We start from the raw sequence: 15,000 nt of genomic DNA on the forward strand, positions 1-15,000 counted from the left end.
CATGCATGCAATGATGAATTAACCCTATTTTGAAGTTAGGAGTGACTTAATGTCTAATGAAAATCAAAAGCCTGCACAACCTGAAACAGCGGCACAAAACACAGACAAAGTCAGCCCATTCTTAACCGAACCGCTTCCGCAAGGCGCGCCGCAAGGTCAGCAGCAGTCACTTGAACAGCCTCTGACAGATACGCCTGCAACAGGTTCAGTGCCTAAATATAACCTGCCGCGCGGCGCAAATACCGGCAATGTCGGCGCAACAACGCACTTTGGCTACCAAACTGTAAACAGTGAAGATAAAGCGCAAAAAGTCGCTGAAGTGTTCCATTCAGTGGCTGCAAAATACGACATCATGAATGACTTAATGTCATTCGGCATTCACCGTTTATGGAAACGCTTTGCCATCAACATGTCAGGTGTACGCCGCGGTCAGCATGTACTGGATATTGCCGGCGGTACTGGCGACTTAGCGAAAGTATTCAGCCGCGAAGTGGGTCCGACTGGCCATGTGGTATTGTCAGACATCAATGAATCGATGCTGAATGTCGGCCGTGACCGTTTAATTGATGCAGGCTGCACCAATGTCGATTTCGTTTTGGCCAATGCTGAAACTTTAGAGCCATTTGCAGACAACAGCTTTGACTTGCTGACCATTTCATTTGGTCTACGCAACGTGACAGATAAAGATGCAGCGCTTGCAGCGATGTACCGCGTACTTAAGCCAGGCGGCCGTTTATTGGTATTAGAATTTTCTAAACCAGTATTTGAACCGTTCTCTAAACTTTACGATTTATACTCGTTCACGGCACTGCCAATCATGGGCAAAATCATTGCCAATGACTCTGAAAGCTATAAATACCTTGCCGAATCAATCCGCATGCATCCAGATCAGCGCACGCTGAAAGGCATGATGGAAAATGCAGGCTTCCAGAACTGTGATTACCACAACCTGACTGGCGGCATTGTTGCTGTTCACCGCGGTTTCAAACTGTAATTTAGCCCCATAGGTTTCTATTATGTGGTCAATCCTTGCTCTTGGCGCTGCCGAACGCATCATTCACCGTATCATTGATTTGGATGCCATCTCGCGCATCCAGCTCAATGCGCTGCAAGGCAAAATGCTCCGTGTAGTCATTGGGTCTCCGCAGCTGTCTGTTGACGTCTGTTTTGATGATGGCAAAGTCCGTCTCGAACCGACGGCAACAGGCCATACGGAAGCGCCTTCTCTCTTTGAACAGCGCCCTTTTGAACAGAGTCAAGCACCAACAGAAGCAACAGCAACACTCAGCGTAAAAAGTATAGTTGAGCTGCTTAAACTGCTGATGGCTGATGATGTCGGCAACATCCCGCTGCAAGGCGATTACCGCTTGCTGCAGGAAATTCAGCGCATTATGCAGCAGGCTGAGCCTGATCTTGCATCACAGCTCTCGCCATGGATCGGGCCTGCTTTAGCGCATGAAATTGGCAAAATCCAACTGGCGCCGCAGCAGCTGAAACGTTCACTGCAAAGCCATTTATTTTTTGCACAAGACGCATTAAAAGAAGACTCTGGCTTATTGGCCCCGCGCTGGCAAATGGATGATTTAAATCAAGACACCCGCATTTTAAATCAGAACCTAGACCGCGCTGAAGCCAAGATTCAGCAGCTTCAAGCTCAACTCAACTCACTTAATACATCTCTTTAATTTCAGGTATTTGCTCTTATGATTCCGCACCTTAGACGTTTAATCGACCTCTGGCGCATTGCCGCGCACTATAGACTCGACACGTTATTTCCTGCGGAAGAGCTGCCTGAAAAAGCCCGTCACGTTTTGGGCTTAATTCGCATGCACCCTGCTGCATGGTCGAGCCGCGAACGTAAAAACCCGCTGAAATTAAAAGAAGCGCTTGAGGAAATGGGGCCGCTTGCCATTAAACTTGGCCAGCTGCTGTCTACCCGCCGCGACTTGATTCCGCCTGAGGTGCTGCAGCAGCTGGTTTTACTGCAAGACCGTGTTAAGCCTTTTGACAATGACGTTGCAAAAATGCGTATTCAGCAGTCACTCAAAGCAGATGTAAACACCCTATTTTCTCGCTTTGATGCACAGCCGCTGGCTGCAGCGTCTATTGCGCAGGTGCATACCGCTGCCTTGCATGATGGCCGTGAAGTCGTGGTGAAAGTCACCCGTCCAGATATACGCAATCAAATTCTGCAAGACTTTGAAATTTTAGAGTGGCTAGGCGCTTTCCTTGAAAAACGCTTAGAAGCTGCCCGCGCCTTGCACTTGTCTGAAATCATTCAAGACTACCGTCAAATCATTTTAAAAGAACTGGATTTGACACTTGAGGCAGACAATACACGCCGCATGCGCCATTACTTCACAGGCTCAAGCATGATGTATGTGCCTGAAGTCTATATGGACAGTAAAGATGTGATGGTTGCTGAACGCATCACAGGTGTGCCGATTTCAGATATTGCGACCTTTGAACGTCTAGGCATGGACCGTAAAGATTTGGCGGAAAAAGGGCTGACGATCTTCTTTACCCAAGTCTTCCGCGATAACTTTTTCCACGCCGACATGCATCCGGGCAATGTTTTTGTAGAAACCATTAACCCAGCCAATCCGCGTTTTATTGCGCTGGACTGCGCAATTATGGGCGAGCTGTCTAAACATGACCAAATGACTGTAGCGCGTATGCTGCTGGCAGTTATGAACAGCGATTTTATGCAGCTGATTCAAGTGGTTCATCAAGCTGGCTGGATTCCGCCGGGCACAGACCAAGATGCGCTTGCACGTGAAATGCGCCGCACTGTCGGACCGATGGTGTCTAAGCCAATGCACGAGCTGGATTTCGCGGGTATTTTAATTGAGGTCATGGACGTTGCTCGCCGCTTCCATTTAGAAATTCCGCCGCAATTGATGCTTTTGCTAAAAACTTTGGTGCATGTTGAAGGTCTAGGCACAGATTTATACCCTGAACTGGATATTTGGAGCCTTGCAAAACCAATCCTAACCGACTGGATCAAAGCGCAAATGAATCCGCAGAAGAACATCAAGGAATTAGGTCAAAAAATTCCAGACTTGCTTTTGGGTGCTCAAGATTTGCCAACGCTGCTGATTGATAGCTTAAATGGCCTCAAAAATCAGTCTGCGTGGCATGCTAAACAGCTCAATGAGCTGCAAAGCATACGCCTGCAGATGGAACATCAGCAAAAGCGCAGCTGGATTTTCGGCAGCTTCATGGCAATTTTCCTTGCCATCGCCGTCATATCGCCTTGGTATATTTCTATTTTACTGATTGCCGCAGCCTCTATTTTATCGCTTTGGCGTATTTTTAAATAATTTTTAAAATTTAGCAGACCAATACTGGTCTGCCAAAATATTCAATATAAAATATATAATTGACATATATGGATTTTAATTAATATATACAATCCTATTATAAAAAATTTTTCACCATAATTTTCACTATTTATTTCGCTTATTATTTTCCCGAAAAAATCTAGACACCCTCAAACTTTAAAGACCTTGAAGCGCACATATATTTTATATTTCACAAATATAACAACAACCACAAACCCTTAAATAAATTCACTTTTCTCTTGAATGTTATTCTTTGTTATTTTTTGTGTGTTTTTTTTGCTATAAGTTTCGAAACGTAAATGAGTTTGAGATTTAAATAATGAAACATAAATCATTAAAATTTTCTGTCCTATCTATTGCATTAACTTCATTATTAACAGCTTGCGGCGGCGGCAGTGGCGGTTCTACTGAAACTCCATTTACGCCAAAAACTGTTTCAGGTACAGCTGTCGACTTTTATTTAAGCGGTGCAACAGTCCAATTCGACAACTGTAAAAATACCGATGGTTCTTTTGTCACAGTTCAAACAAATGCAACAGGTAAGTTCAGCTTTGAGACCACTGCATCATGCCAAAATTCGCCGCTGACCATAACAGGCGGTATTGATATTGCAACAGGTCTGAATTTCACTGGTACACTTAAATTAAAAGCAACTGATCTTCAAGCTTTGGGCAGCGGTAAAGTTGTGGTGAGCCCGCTAACAACCTTACAGGCTTATGCTGGCTCAGCCGATATCCCAACTCTGTTATCAAATCTAGGGCTATCTCCTGAAACGCTTAGCAAGTTGCAAACTTCAAATTACGATCTTTCAACATTTGATCCTGTTACAGATGCCAGCGCCAAAGACATGGCAACTATTTTTGTGATTCAGCAGCTGGCAAACCAAATAGAAGACAGCCTGCAAGCAGTCAATAACGCTGATGGAACTCCAGCTCTTGACGTCAGTAAAGCAACTGAGATTGCATTTGGCGCACTTGCTAAGCACCTCGAAACTAATACACTATTTACGGCTGGCACTGCACAAATTTCTCCAGCAGCATTAACGACCATTCTGAATACTGCCGTTGCAAATGCTAATACCATAATCAATGATCCAGAAACTGAAATCGATAACAGTGTGATTACTCAGGTCAATAGCAATATCACCACTGTTTCAAATTTAATGAATGCAGTCGTTATAAGCGGTGCGAATTTGACTGCTGAAGAATTGCAAACAAAACTTCAAAATAATGAAGGCAATATTCAAGACAATCTGCAAGAACAGCTCAAAACCCCTGTGTATAGCGGTTTAGAACTTGCAAGCTACACATTAGATCAGTTAAAGAATTCATCTAGCGCAAACCCTCTTAACATTGGGCTAAGCCAGCTGACAAACAATTTAAGCGTTGCATTTAAACTTGAAAATGCAAAAACTGAACTTAAAGATACAATTAAGCTTGCTTTCAAACTAAATGGAACACGCGGTACAAAACAAGAAAGCCTCAACGTTACAGTGAATAATATTCTGACAACATTCAATGTAGATGGGTCTATTAAACTCGCAACAATTCCTCAAGGTGCTGTTGTCACAATTACATCAACACTGAACAATACAAACAATGCAACATTTACACTCGATAATAATATTGATGTTAGTGCAAGTAATGGCGCGATTTCTTTACAAGCATTAATTGACAGCAACGCAACGCTGAAGGGTTACTACAATCAATTCTATGGCCAATTAGCCACAAATGATGCAGTTACAGCAACAGCATTTGTTCTGCCTATTACTTATGTCGTGGACAGCTCTCTAGGCTTAAGTTCAGCAACAGTTGACTTTAATGGCGAAAGTTTCATTGGCCCATCTGTCACAGCATATTTCAAACTGAATTAATTCAGCAAGAAAAGAGCCAGTTTTCGAACTGGCTTTCTCTTTATTATCTGTCAAGCTTCGAGCCATTATGTACATCAAACTAGCAGTACTTAGCGTATGTATTGCGCTTACAGGGCACGGTTTTGCTGCGCCTAACGATCCGTTTCTTACAGCAAAAGACTTTAATGCACCTTATAAATCCGCATTAAATATGACCTTCGCAATAGATGCTGTAAATGACACCATTGATGTTTTGGACATGCGTGAAAGCGAAGGAATTACCGACTCCTCTGCCGGCGACTATCAAGGACTGCATCTGGCTGCGGCATATCAAATCAGCCCGCAATGGTCTATAGAAGGCATCTATTGGCATCGTGAAATTGAATATACACAAGATACCAACAAGTTACAGAGTGCGCTCATTGGAGCCCGCTATACGCCAAACTTAAACTTACATAAAAATGACGCTTTAAGTTTCCGCGCCAGCATTTGGGGAAATACAGCAAATACCTTAACCAAATCTACAGCAACCAAAGTGAATCAACGCACGTTTCAACAAGTACATGTTGAAGAGCCTCAAGATTTTCAGCTTCAGCTAGATGGTATTTTTTCACGTAAACTGGACCCAATGAATCAGCTCAATGCTTTTGCAAGTCTTGGCTACAGTAAAGTTGAAGTAAATAAATTACAGCTCCAAGCCATGCATCAAGGCTGTTTAATGAATGTCAGCATTGACAGCAGCAATACTTACACAGGCAATCTTGCCAAACCGTGTAAAACTGGCAATATCACAATCACCGATTTGGCCATAAGCGGCAATGCCAATGAATTTGGTTTAGATATACAAAAAGATCTGAACTATGACAGTTATTTTGCCAGTATCGGCGGCTCATGGAACTGGCGCCATAAAGCATTTGAAAGCCAAATCGGTTATCAATATCAACGATTATGGCGTGATCAAATTGATGACCGTGTCAGCAGCTTCGGCAGCACTCCAATCAAGGATAATCATACTCTCAGCCTAAAACTCAGTTATGATTTCACCCCTCAAATAACAGGTTTTGTACAAGGCGATATGTATCAAAATAACTTTGTCGGCTACATTCCATTTCTTTATAACGGCGTAACCGCCTCCCGCCTAGATAAGCGCTATGGCTTAGCGTCTCTGGGTATTCAAGCACGCTTATTCTAAAATTGACCATTCAGCACAGCCGTCCAAATCCGTATCTTGTTTTAAGATGCGGATTTTTTAAGGCTGACTTCTGCGTCACACACTGATCATTCACGCCATTGAGCCTGATTCTGCTGCATTTAAAATAATGCCGATTCTTTTATTTTTATCTTATTGCCATGACACAAATATTGCAGCGGCGCTCTCCCGCCCTCACCTTCCGTGCTGGCAGTCTTGCCCGCCAGCTTATTGAAAAAGAAGGCTTGCAAGCCGCTCAGATCGATATGATTCCTGGCGCAGCTGGCGGTCCAAAAGGGATTGGACTGACTGGTTTAGACCAAGCCATTTTCAGCAATTTTTTACCGCAGGCAAAACAGCGCCGCTTTTTAATTGGCTCATCTGTAGGAGCTTGGCGTTTTGCAGGCATTACAGCCCAAGGCGGAAAACTTGGCCCTGAAAAACTGGCTGAATTGTATATCCATCTCCCCTTTCAAAAGGGTATGAAAACCCTAGAAATTGACAAAATCTCACGTGAAATGCTTGCAGGCATTTTGACGGATCAAACACAAAAGCTGGTCACTCACCCAGATTATCACCTAACGATTATTGCGGCCAAAGCAGCACATTTATTTCAAAGTGATCAGCCTTTAGCGCTCTATAGCTCATTGCTGAGCATTGTGGGCGCAAATGCCATTTCCCGTCATCATTTAAATAAATTTATGCAGCGCGTGATTTGCCAGCCAGAGCAATTTCCACAATTTAAAATACAAGATGATGCCTTTAAAACTCATTATCTGAATTACACAGCTGACAACGTTGCTGACTGGCTAATGGCATCAGGATCTATCCCAGGTGTCACGCCTGCTGTTAAAAATATCGCAAATGCGCCAGCTGGCGCTTACCGTGACGGCGGCCTCATTGACTATCACATTGATCTCCCCTTTGAGAGTAAGGGCATTGTGCTTTACCCTCATTTCAGCGACAGCATTATTCCCGGCTGGTTCGACAAGATGTTTAAATCCCGCAAAGCCAATGCACAAAATCAGGCGCGGACTTTACTCATTTCGCCTTCAGCGGACTACCTCAAAAGCCTGCCTTTAGGACGCCTGCCAGACCGCAAAGATTTTGTGCTGAAAGGCTTAGAGCCTAAACAGAGGGTTCAGCTATGGCGGCAATCTGTCGCAGAAAGCCAGCGCCTAGGCGACGAATTTTTAGAACTGGTGGAAAAACAGCAGCTGCCGGCACACATGCAAAGCTTATAGCATGCAGCGGTTTCATCTCTTGCCAAGCCTTGTATAATCGGCAGCAGATATTTAAAAATGTATGAATTGAATCGAGTGTTATGCGTATTTTTCTGATTGTGCTGCAGTATGCCTGCATTGCCTTTGCTTTATTTCTCAGCTATCAAGTCATCACAGCGCTAATGTCGCAAGACTTTGTATTAATGGATCTTGTCGCTGACGTCGGAACCATTTTAATCTGTATTGATCTGGCCGTGTTCTTGTTTAGCAGCAAAATTAAACATAGCGTCAGCTTAGATGAATATGCCAAACAGCTGGAACAGCCGCCGTCAAAACTGGTGTATGTGACGCGCAAGCTTGGCCACTTGGGTATTTTATTAATTATTACCAGCTGGATTGTGCCAATAATTAATGCATAAAACTCAATAAAAAACCTCCCGATTGGGAGGTTTTTTATTGAGAGATAAAGATTACTTCGAACCTTTAATCCCTGCTTGAAGCAATAATGCACCTAAACCGCCAATTTTATTTTCCTGCGGTTTTGCTGCTTGAGGCTTCTTGTTCGATTGCGGACGCTCACCATTTGGACGCGCTTGCTGCGGGCGTTTGCCTTGCGGCTTACGTGCAGTACGCTGTTCAGTTTGACCTTGTTCACGGCGCGGCTGACGCGGCGCTTTAGCAGGCGCTTCAGAACCTTCAGGGCGCATAGACAAGTTCACGCGGTTACGTTCCGCATCTACCGTTAAAACACGCACCTGAACGATTTGACCCGGTTTCACGACTTTGTGCGGATCAGAAACAAACTCATTTGCCAGCTCTGAAATATGCACTAAACCATCTTGATGCACACCGACATCTACAAATGCGCCAAAGTTGGTTACATTGGTCACCACACCCTCAAGTGTCATACCTTCTGCAAGCTGCGCCACTTCTGTGATATCTTCACGGAATTTCGCAGTACGGAACTCTGGACGCGGGTCACGGCCCGGTTTTTCAAGCTCAGATAACACGTCTTGAATTGTTGGCAGACCAAACTGCTCATCAGCAAATTCTTCTGCATTGACTTGGCGGATAATTTCGGTGTTGCCAATGATGTCTTTTACTGTCATTGCTTTCGCTTCAACAATTTTAGAAACCAATGCATAAGATTCAGGGTGAACCGCAGATGCATCTAATGGTTCTGAACCATCTTGAATGCGCAAGAAGCCAGCCGCCTGTTCGAATGTACGCTCACCCAAGCGAGGTACTTTCTTCAAGGTCTGACGGTTGTCAAAACGGCCATTTTCCTTACGGAAGTCAACAATTTGCTGCGCGATAGACTTATTCAGACCTGCGATGTAGCCCAAGATTGCCGCAGATGCAGTATTGACATCGACACCCACTGAGTTCACACAGTCTTCAACCACTGCTTCCAGTGTTTTTGCTAAGCCAGTTTGGTTTACATCGTGCTGGTACTGGCCTACACCAATTGATTTTGGATCAATTTTAACCAATTCAGCCAATGGATCTTGCAAACGGCGTGCAATAGATACTGCGCCGCGGATAGAGACATCCAGCTCTGGCAATTCCGCAGATGCTAATTCAGATGCTGAATATACCGATGCGCCTGCTTCTGAAACCGAAACACGTGTCAATTTCAAATCGCTGTTGGCAGCCATCATTTCAGCCACAACCGCTTCTGTCTCACGGCTTGCTGTACCATTGCCTACCGCAATCAGGTCAACATTAAATTCACGGCATAAGCGAGCAAGTTCAGCAATTGAACCTGCTTTGTCTTCTTTTGGCGCAAACGGATAAATCGTGCTGTGCGCAACCACATCACCAGACTGATTTACTACAGCCAGTTTCACGCCTGTACGGATACCAGGATCTACCCCCAATGTACAGCGCGCGCCAGCTGGCGCAGACAGCAATAAATGACGCAGGTTTTCTGCAAATACATTCATTGCTTCAGCTTCAGCCGCCAAACGCTTTTCCGTCAATAATGAATGCTCAATGGCAGGACGCACCTTGCCGAGCCAAAACAGTTTCGCTGTTTGCTTTAAATAATCTTGACGGCTTTGCGGCTGAGCTGTTTCCAAATCATATTCCGTTTCAATACGCGCCAGAGGAGACGCATCTTCGCCATCCACTTTTAAGCCCAGTACATTTTCCTGACGGCCGCGCAGCATTGCCAATAAACGGTGTGACGGCACTTTGTTCAGATTTTCTGAAAAGTCAAAATAGTCACGGAATTTCTTGCCGACTTCTTTTTTCTCATCAGACGCCACTAAACTTTTTAACACTGCAGTTTTTGCAAATGTTTCTTTCAGCTCAGCCGTCAGCGCAATATTTTGCGCCCAGTCATCAATCAAAATGTGCTGAACTGCATCCAATTGGCTTTCTGTATCTGGATAATCTTCATGGCTAAAACCGTTCAGCGCCTCAGCTGGATCAACCGCTTCTTTGAAAATTTTCTCTGCGATCGGGCCTAAGCCGGCTTCTTTGGCTTTAAACGATTTACTCGTACGTTTAGGACGGTACGGCGCATAAAGCTCTTCTAATGCATTTTTGGTTTCAGCAGCAATGACTCGCGCCAATAAATCGTCTGATAATTTATCTTGTTCTTTCAGCGATTCAATCACTTTTTCACGGCGATCAAATAAATCACGCAAGTACGCAAGACGCGTATCGAGCTGGCGTAACTGCGTATCGTCTAAGCCTTGCGTTACTTCTTTACGGTAACGTGCGATAAAAGGAACGCTGGCACCTTCGTCAATAAGCTTGATGGCAGCTTCAACTTGATTTGGACGTACGGCAAGTTCTTTTGCCAACTGCTGAACTAAGTCAGTCATCGTGTATGATCCCACAAGGATAAGTACTAAAAGCCATGATTATAAAGACCAAGTGTATAAAATCCACAATTGTTTTTATTAATTTTCCCGCTGTATCGGCTGCAAATTCACCGCGCATTCACAAAAATGAGCTAAAGTATTCAATACACATTATTTTTAGATTGGCTGCCGCCTCACACATTTCGCCAATCCCTGTATATATTTGGTATCTATGTCTTGATTTTAACTGCAATATTTGTTGCTTTAGAACATAGCAAACAGATATGAATGAATCGTATACTCAAGTGAAGACACTCATCCCAACTTTTGTTTACGATGACTATAAAGAATAAAGGAGCACATCATGAGTTTAGTTGTACCTGCTGAAAAGACAGATACCGTACAAACCGATACTGACCGCGTTGAACGCATCTTAGTTGTCGATGATGATGTGCGTTTACGTACGCTTTTACAGCGCTTTTTGGAAGATAAAGGCTTTGTTGTAAAAACTGCGCATGACGCAACTCAAATGGACCGCCTGCTGCAGCGCGAACTATTTTCTTTGATCGTCCTCGACTTTATGCTCCCAGTCGAAGATGGCCTGAGCATTTGCCGCCGTCTGCGCCAATCCAGCATTGATACGCCAATTATTATGCTGACAGCCCGCGGCAGCGACTCCGACCGTATTGCAGGGCTAGAAGCTGGCGCAGATGACTATCTGCCGAAACCATTTAACCCGAATGAACTGCTGGCGCGTATCCGCGCTGTATTGCGCCGCCAAGTGCGTGAAGTGCCAGGTGCGCCAAGTCAGCAAATGGAAGTGGTGTCTTTTGGCCCTTGGTCTTTAGACCTGTCTACACGCACTTTAACGCGTGAAGGCCAAGTCGTGACCTTAACAACAGGGGAATTTGCGGTACTTAAGGCGCTAGTCCAACATCCGCGTGAGCCCTTAACCCGTGATAAGCTGATGAATCTTGCCCGCGGCCGTGAATGGGGCGCAATGGAACGTTCAATTGACGTTCAAGTTTCCCGCTTGCGCCGTTTAGTAGAAGAAAACCCTGCCCGTGCGCGCTATATCCAAACGGTTTGGGGCGTGGGTTATGTTTTCGTTCCAGATGGCGCTGAATAAATAAAGATAGGCATGAGAGTCAAATCACGGGATCCCATGTCCGGAAATGCCATTCGCTGCTGTTTGAGCCGCTTGAAATTGAATTTATAAAAGTAGAGCGCGCGAGTTCAGCGAATGGCAAAAATTTTGGTTACTTTTTTAAAAAGTGACATAACGAACTCCTTCCAAAGAACGTTCCAGCAGTAAGATTCCATCGCAAAGAATAAAAACTGCATTTCAAAAAATTGGCTTAAAGGATTTCTGCGTGAAACTCGAACCCATCGACCCACAGGAATTTACCGACTACGTAGCCTACTCCGAAAAAAAACGGACACCGTGGGAACGCTTCTTCGATAAAATTAAACCCCGCTCTGCAGCCATGCGCACAACCGTACTGGTTTTATTTGTGGTGTTTTTTAGCCTGTTCATGTCGTTATGGTTCTTTTGGCGCACGCTCTATTTGCCAGAAATTCAGCAGCATGCCCGCTATTTAGCCGTAGAGCTGGAAATCATCAATAATCCTGACTTGCGTATTTTTCATAATAATGCCGAAGTCGATGTCGATAACTGGATGAAAAACCGTGTCGGAATCGAATATGTGACCGACCCGAAAGAGTTTCCTAATGTAAAAGACAAAGTGATTGCAGAGTTTTTTACCAATCAAATTGAAAAAAAACTCGCTAAAGAAATGCGCATTGATAATGCGACTGTATATTTTCAGTTTAAGCCCGACCCGCGTATTTGGATTCAAACGCCTGAAATGAATGGCAACTGGGTCCGTGAACCTTTAAAAACCTATGCCAACTATAGCGCAGAACTCATTATTGGCTGGCTGCTGGGCATTCCGCTGATTGCCGCCATTATTATTTTAACCTTAGTGCGCCAGCTCAACCGTCCGCTTGCCCGCCTACAGCATGCAGCCAACAGCTATAGTAAAACTGGCACCGCACCCTACTTAGAAACCAACCATGGGCCGCAAGAAATCAGAGAGGTCAATCAGGCCTTCAATCATATGATCTATACCTTAGATCAAACTGAGCGTGACCGCCGCATCATGCTGGCAGGAATTTCTCATGACCTGCGCACACCGCTGACCCGTATCCGCCTCAGTGCAGAAATGATGCCTGATGATGATTTTCTGAAGGAAGGCCTCATTTATGATGTAGAAGATATGGATGCGATTTTAAATCAATTCATTTCTTATATGCGCGACGGTTCCGATGAAATGCCGCAAGATACGGACCTAAATGCATTGCTTCAAGAACTGATTATTCAATTCAAACCGCTAGATATTCGTTTCGAAGCGCAAGATCTGCCTATTATTCAAGCGCGCAGCCTGTCATTAAAACGGCTGATTGGCAATTTGATTAATAATTCTAAACGTTATGGCGCAGAACCGATTAAATTGGCCACAAAGTATGAAGGTGACCATATCCTGATTAGCGTTGCAGACAATGGTGAAGGCATTCCAGAAGATCAAATTGCAGACTTGATGCAGCCTTTTGTCCGCGGCAATGATGCCAGAACGATTCAGGGCAGCGGACTTGGACTGGCCATTGTGAAACGTATTGTGGACATCCATTCTGGACAGCTTTTAATCCGTAACCGGCCAGAAGGCGGACTGGAAGCCATCATTTCTTTGCCTTTGCAAAAGCTGGAAAATGATGAAAGTTTAAACAGCAGCCCTTTGGAAAAAATTAAGCAAACAATCACGGAACGCTTTTAACAAGCGTTCAAAAAACAAACAAACAGTTTCGCCCAAAGAATGACCACTATGATTTTTAATTAATAATTTCAAATAGATAAAGATCATAAATATAATTTATACCCTCATTTTCTCAAAAAATTAGACCTTAGCCTAAAGGGTATGCAAAATGCCTTTTTTGATCGGTACAATCCGTATCAGTTTTAGAATTTTAATGAGAGTAAAAGATGTCTTTAGATCGCATTCGTTTAGCTTCACTTCATGACAAAGTGATCAGCGCTAAGCAAGCTGCTGAATTTATCAAAGATGGCATGACTGTGGGCATGAGCGGCTTCACCCGCGCAGGCGAAGCAAAAGCTGTTCCATTGGCATTGGTTGAACAGGCGCAAGCAAACCCGCTGAAAATCACTTTGATCACAGGTGCATCTCTAGGCAACGATCTAGACAAGAAGCTGACTGAAGCTGGTGTACTTGCACGCCGCCTGCCTTTCCAAGTCGACAACACTTTACGTAAAGCCATTAACAAAGGCGAAGTGATGTTCATCGATCAGCATTTGTCTGAAACTGTTGAACAAATGCGTAACCAACAACTTAAAAAGCCAGATGTAGCCGTAATTGAAGCTGTTGCAATCACTGAAGATGGCGGCATCATTCCAACCACTTCTGTAGGTAACTCTGCAAGTTTTGCAATTTTTGCTGAAAAAGTGATTGTAGAAATCAACACCAATTTAAGCCCTGCTTTTGAAGGCTTGCACGATATTTATATCCCAACTTACCGCCCAACTCGTCAACCAATTCCGTTGACGCAAGTTGATGAGCGCATTGGTACTCATGCAATCAATATCGACCCTTCAAAAATTGTCGGTATCGTATTTAACAACGAATTGCATGACTCTCCATCGACTGTAACTGCACCTGATGATGAAACTCAAGGTATTGCAAACCACCTGATCGCATTCTTTGAAAAAGAAGTTGCTGAAGGCCGTTTACCGAAAAACCTGGGTCCATTGCAAGCAGGTATTGGTTCAATTGCAAACGCAGTATTGACTGGTCTTAAAGATTCTAACTTCGAAGACTTGATCATGTACTCTGAAGTACTTCAAGACTGCACATTTGAGTTGATCGACGCAGGCAAAATGAAATTCGCTTCAGGTTCTTCAATTACGCTTTCTGCTAAATATGGCGAAAAAGTATTTAATAACCTTGAACAATACAAAGACAAATTGGTACTTCGTCCGCAAGAAATTTCGAACCATCCTGAATTAGTACGCCGTTTAGGTATCATCGGCATCAACACTGCACTTGAGTTCGATATTTACGGTAACGTAAACTCTACTCACGTTTGCGGTACAAAAATGATGAACGGTATCGGCGGTTCAGGTGACTTCGCACGTAATGCGCACCTTGCAATCTTCGTGACGAAATCAATTGCGAAAGGTGGCGACATTTCTTCTGTTGTTCCATTTGCTTCTCACATTGACCACGCAGAACACGACGTTGACATCCTTGTCACTGAACAAGGCCTTGCTGACTTACGCGGTCTTGCGCCGCGTGAGCGCGCTCGCGCAGTGATCGATAACTGTGCTCACCCAATGTACCGTGATGCATTGAATGACTACTTCGACCGTGCATGTGAAAAAGGCGGTCAAACACCGCATCTTCTTCGTGAAGCATTGTCTTGGCACGTGAACTTCGAAGAAAACGGTCACATGCTTGCTCTAAATGCAGAAGCTAAAACCGCTTAATTCGTAAGAAACAAAAAAAGC

At 44.2% G+C, this 15,000-nt stretch carries 11 protein-coding genes; 10 read left to right on the forward strand and 1 reads right to left on the reverse strand.

Going from position 1 to position 15,000, the window contains the following annotated elements; genetic code table 11:
- Positions 1 to 49: 49 nt before the first annotated feature.
- From ubiE to D7V32_RS08720, 7 genes are all read left to right on the forward strand, one after another.
- Positions 50 to 994 (forward strand): bifunctional demethylmenaquinone methyltransferase/2-methoxy-6-polyprenyl-1,4-benzoquinol methylase UbiE, encoded by a 945-nt coding sequence (ubiE, locus tag D7V32_RS08690; protein WP_120402494.1) that lies wholly within the window; start codon positions 50 to 52, stop codon positions 992 to 994.
- A gap of 22 nt (positions 995 to 1,016) precedes the next feature.
- Positions 1,017 to 1,685 (forward strand): ubiquinone biosynthesis accessory factor UbiJ, encoded by a 669-nt coding sequence (locus tag D7V32_RS08695; RefSeq protein WP_120402495.1) that lies wholly within the window; start codon positions 1,017 to 1,019, stop codon positions 1,683 to 1,685.
- 18 nt (positions 1,686 to 1,703) lie between these two features.
- The gene (locus D7V32_RS08700) at positions 1,704 to 3,323 is read left to right on the forward strand and encodes an ABC1 kinase family protein (protein WP_120402496.1); all 1,620 of its coding nucleotides are present in this window, start codon (positions 1,704 to 1,706) and stop codon (positions 3,321 to 3,323) included.
- Positions 3,324 to 3,663: 340 nt separating this feature from the next.
- Positions 3,664 to 5,217, forward strand: coding sequence for a hypothetical protein (locus D7V32_RS08705; RefSeq protein WP_228200190.1), 1,554 nt, complete (start codon positions 3,664 to 3,666; stop codon positions 5,215 to 5,217).
- A 67-nt stretch (positions 5,218 to 5,284) separates the two neighbouring features.
- On the forward strand, positions 5,285 to 6,388 hold the full coding sequence (locus D7V32_RS08710; protein WP_120402498.1) for a hypothetical protein: 1,104 nt from the start codon (positions 5,285 to 5,287) through the stop codon (positions 6,386 to 6,388).
- Positions 6,389 to 6,546: 158 nt separating this feature from the next.
- Positions 6,547 to 7,629: a patatin-like phospholipase domain-containing protein gene (locus D7V32_RS08715; protein WP_120402499.1), complete on the forward strand. Its 1,083-nt coding sequence runs from the start codon at positions 6,547 to 6,549 to the stop codon at positions 7,627 to 7,629.
- Positions 7,630 to 7,709: 80 nt separating this feature from the next.
- A complete protein-coding gene (locus D7V32_RS08720; protein WP_120402500.1) occupies positions 7,710 to 8,027 on the forward strand; it encodes a hypothetical protein in 318 nt (105 codons plus the stop codon).
- Between the two features lie 51 nt (positions 8,028 to 8,078).
- Here D7V32_RS08720 and D7V32_RS08725 read toward each other — a convergent pair whose 3' ends face one another.
- Positions 8,079 to 10,442: a Tex family protein gene (locus tag D7V32_RS08725; protein ID WP_120402501.1), complete on the reverse strand. Its 2,364-nt coding sequence runs from the start codon at positions 10,440 to 10,442 to the stop codon at positions 8,079 to 8,081.
- A gap of 343 nt (positions 10,443 to 10,785) precedes the next feature.
- Here D7V32_RS08725 and ompR point away from each other — a divergent pair, with 343 nt between their 5' ends.
- The 3 genes from ompR (at position 10,786) to D7V32_RS08740 (ending at position 14,979) form a co-directional block, all read left to right on the forward strand.
- Complete coding sequence (gene ompR / locus D7V32_RS08730; RefSeq protein WP_120402502.1) at positions 10,786 to 11,550, forward strand: osmolarity response regulator transcription factor OmpR; 765 nt, start codon at positions 10,786 to 10,788, stop codon at positions 11,548 to 11,550.
- Positions 11,551 to 11,794: 244 nt separating this feature from the next.
- Positions 11,795 to 13,255, forward strand: coding sequence for an ATP-binding protein (locus D7V32_RS08735; RefSeq protein WP_120402503.1), 1,461 nt, complete (start codon positions 11,795 to 11,797; stop codon positions 13,253 to 13,255).
- 206 nt (positions 13,256 to 13,461) lie between these two features.
- On the forward strand, positions 13,462 to 14,979 hold the full coding sequence (locus D7V32_RS08740) for an acetyl-CoA hydrolase/transferase family protein (RefSeq protein WP_120402504.1): 1,518 nt from the start codon (positions 13,462 to 13,464) through the stop codon (positions 14,977 to 14,979).
- Positions 14,980 to 15,000 lie beyond the last annotated feature (21 nt).

The organism is Acinetobacter tianfuensis, from assembly GCF_003611465.1.
GTDB lineage: Bacteria > Pseudomonadota > Gammaproteobacteria > Pseudomonadales > Moraxellaceae > Acinetobacter > Acinetobacter tianfuensis.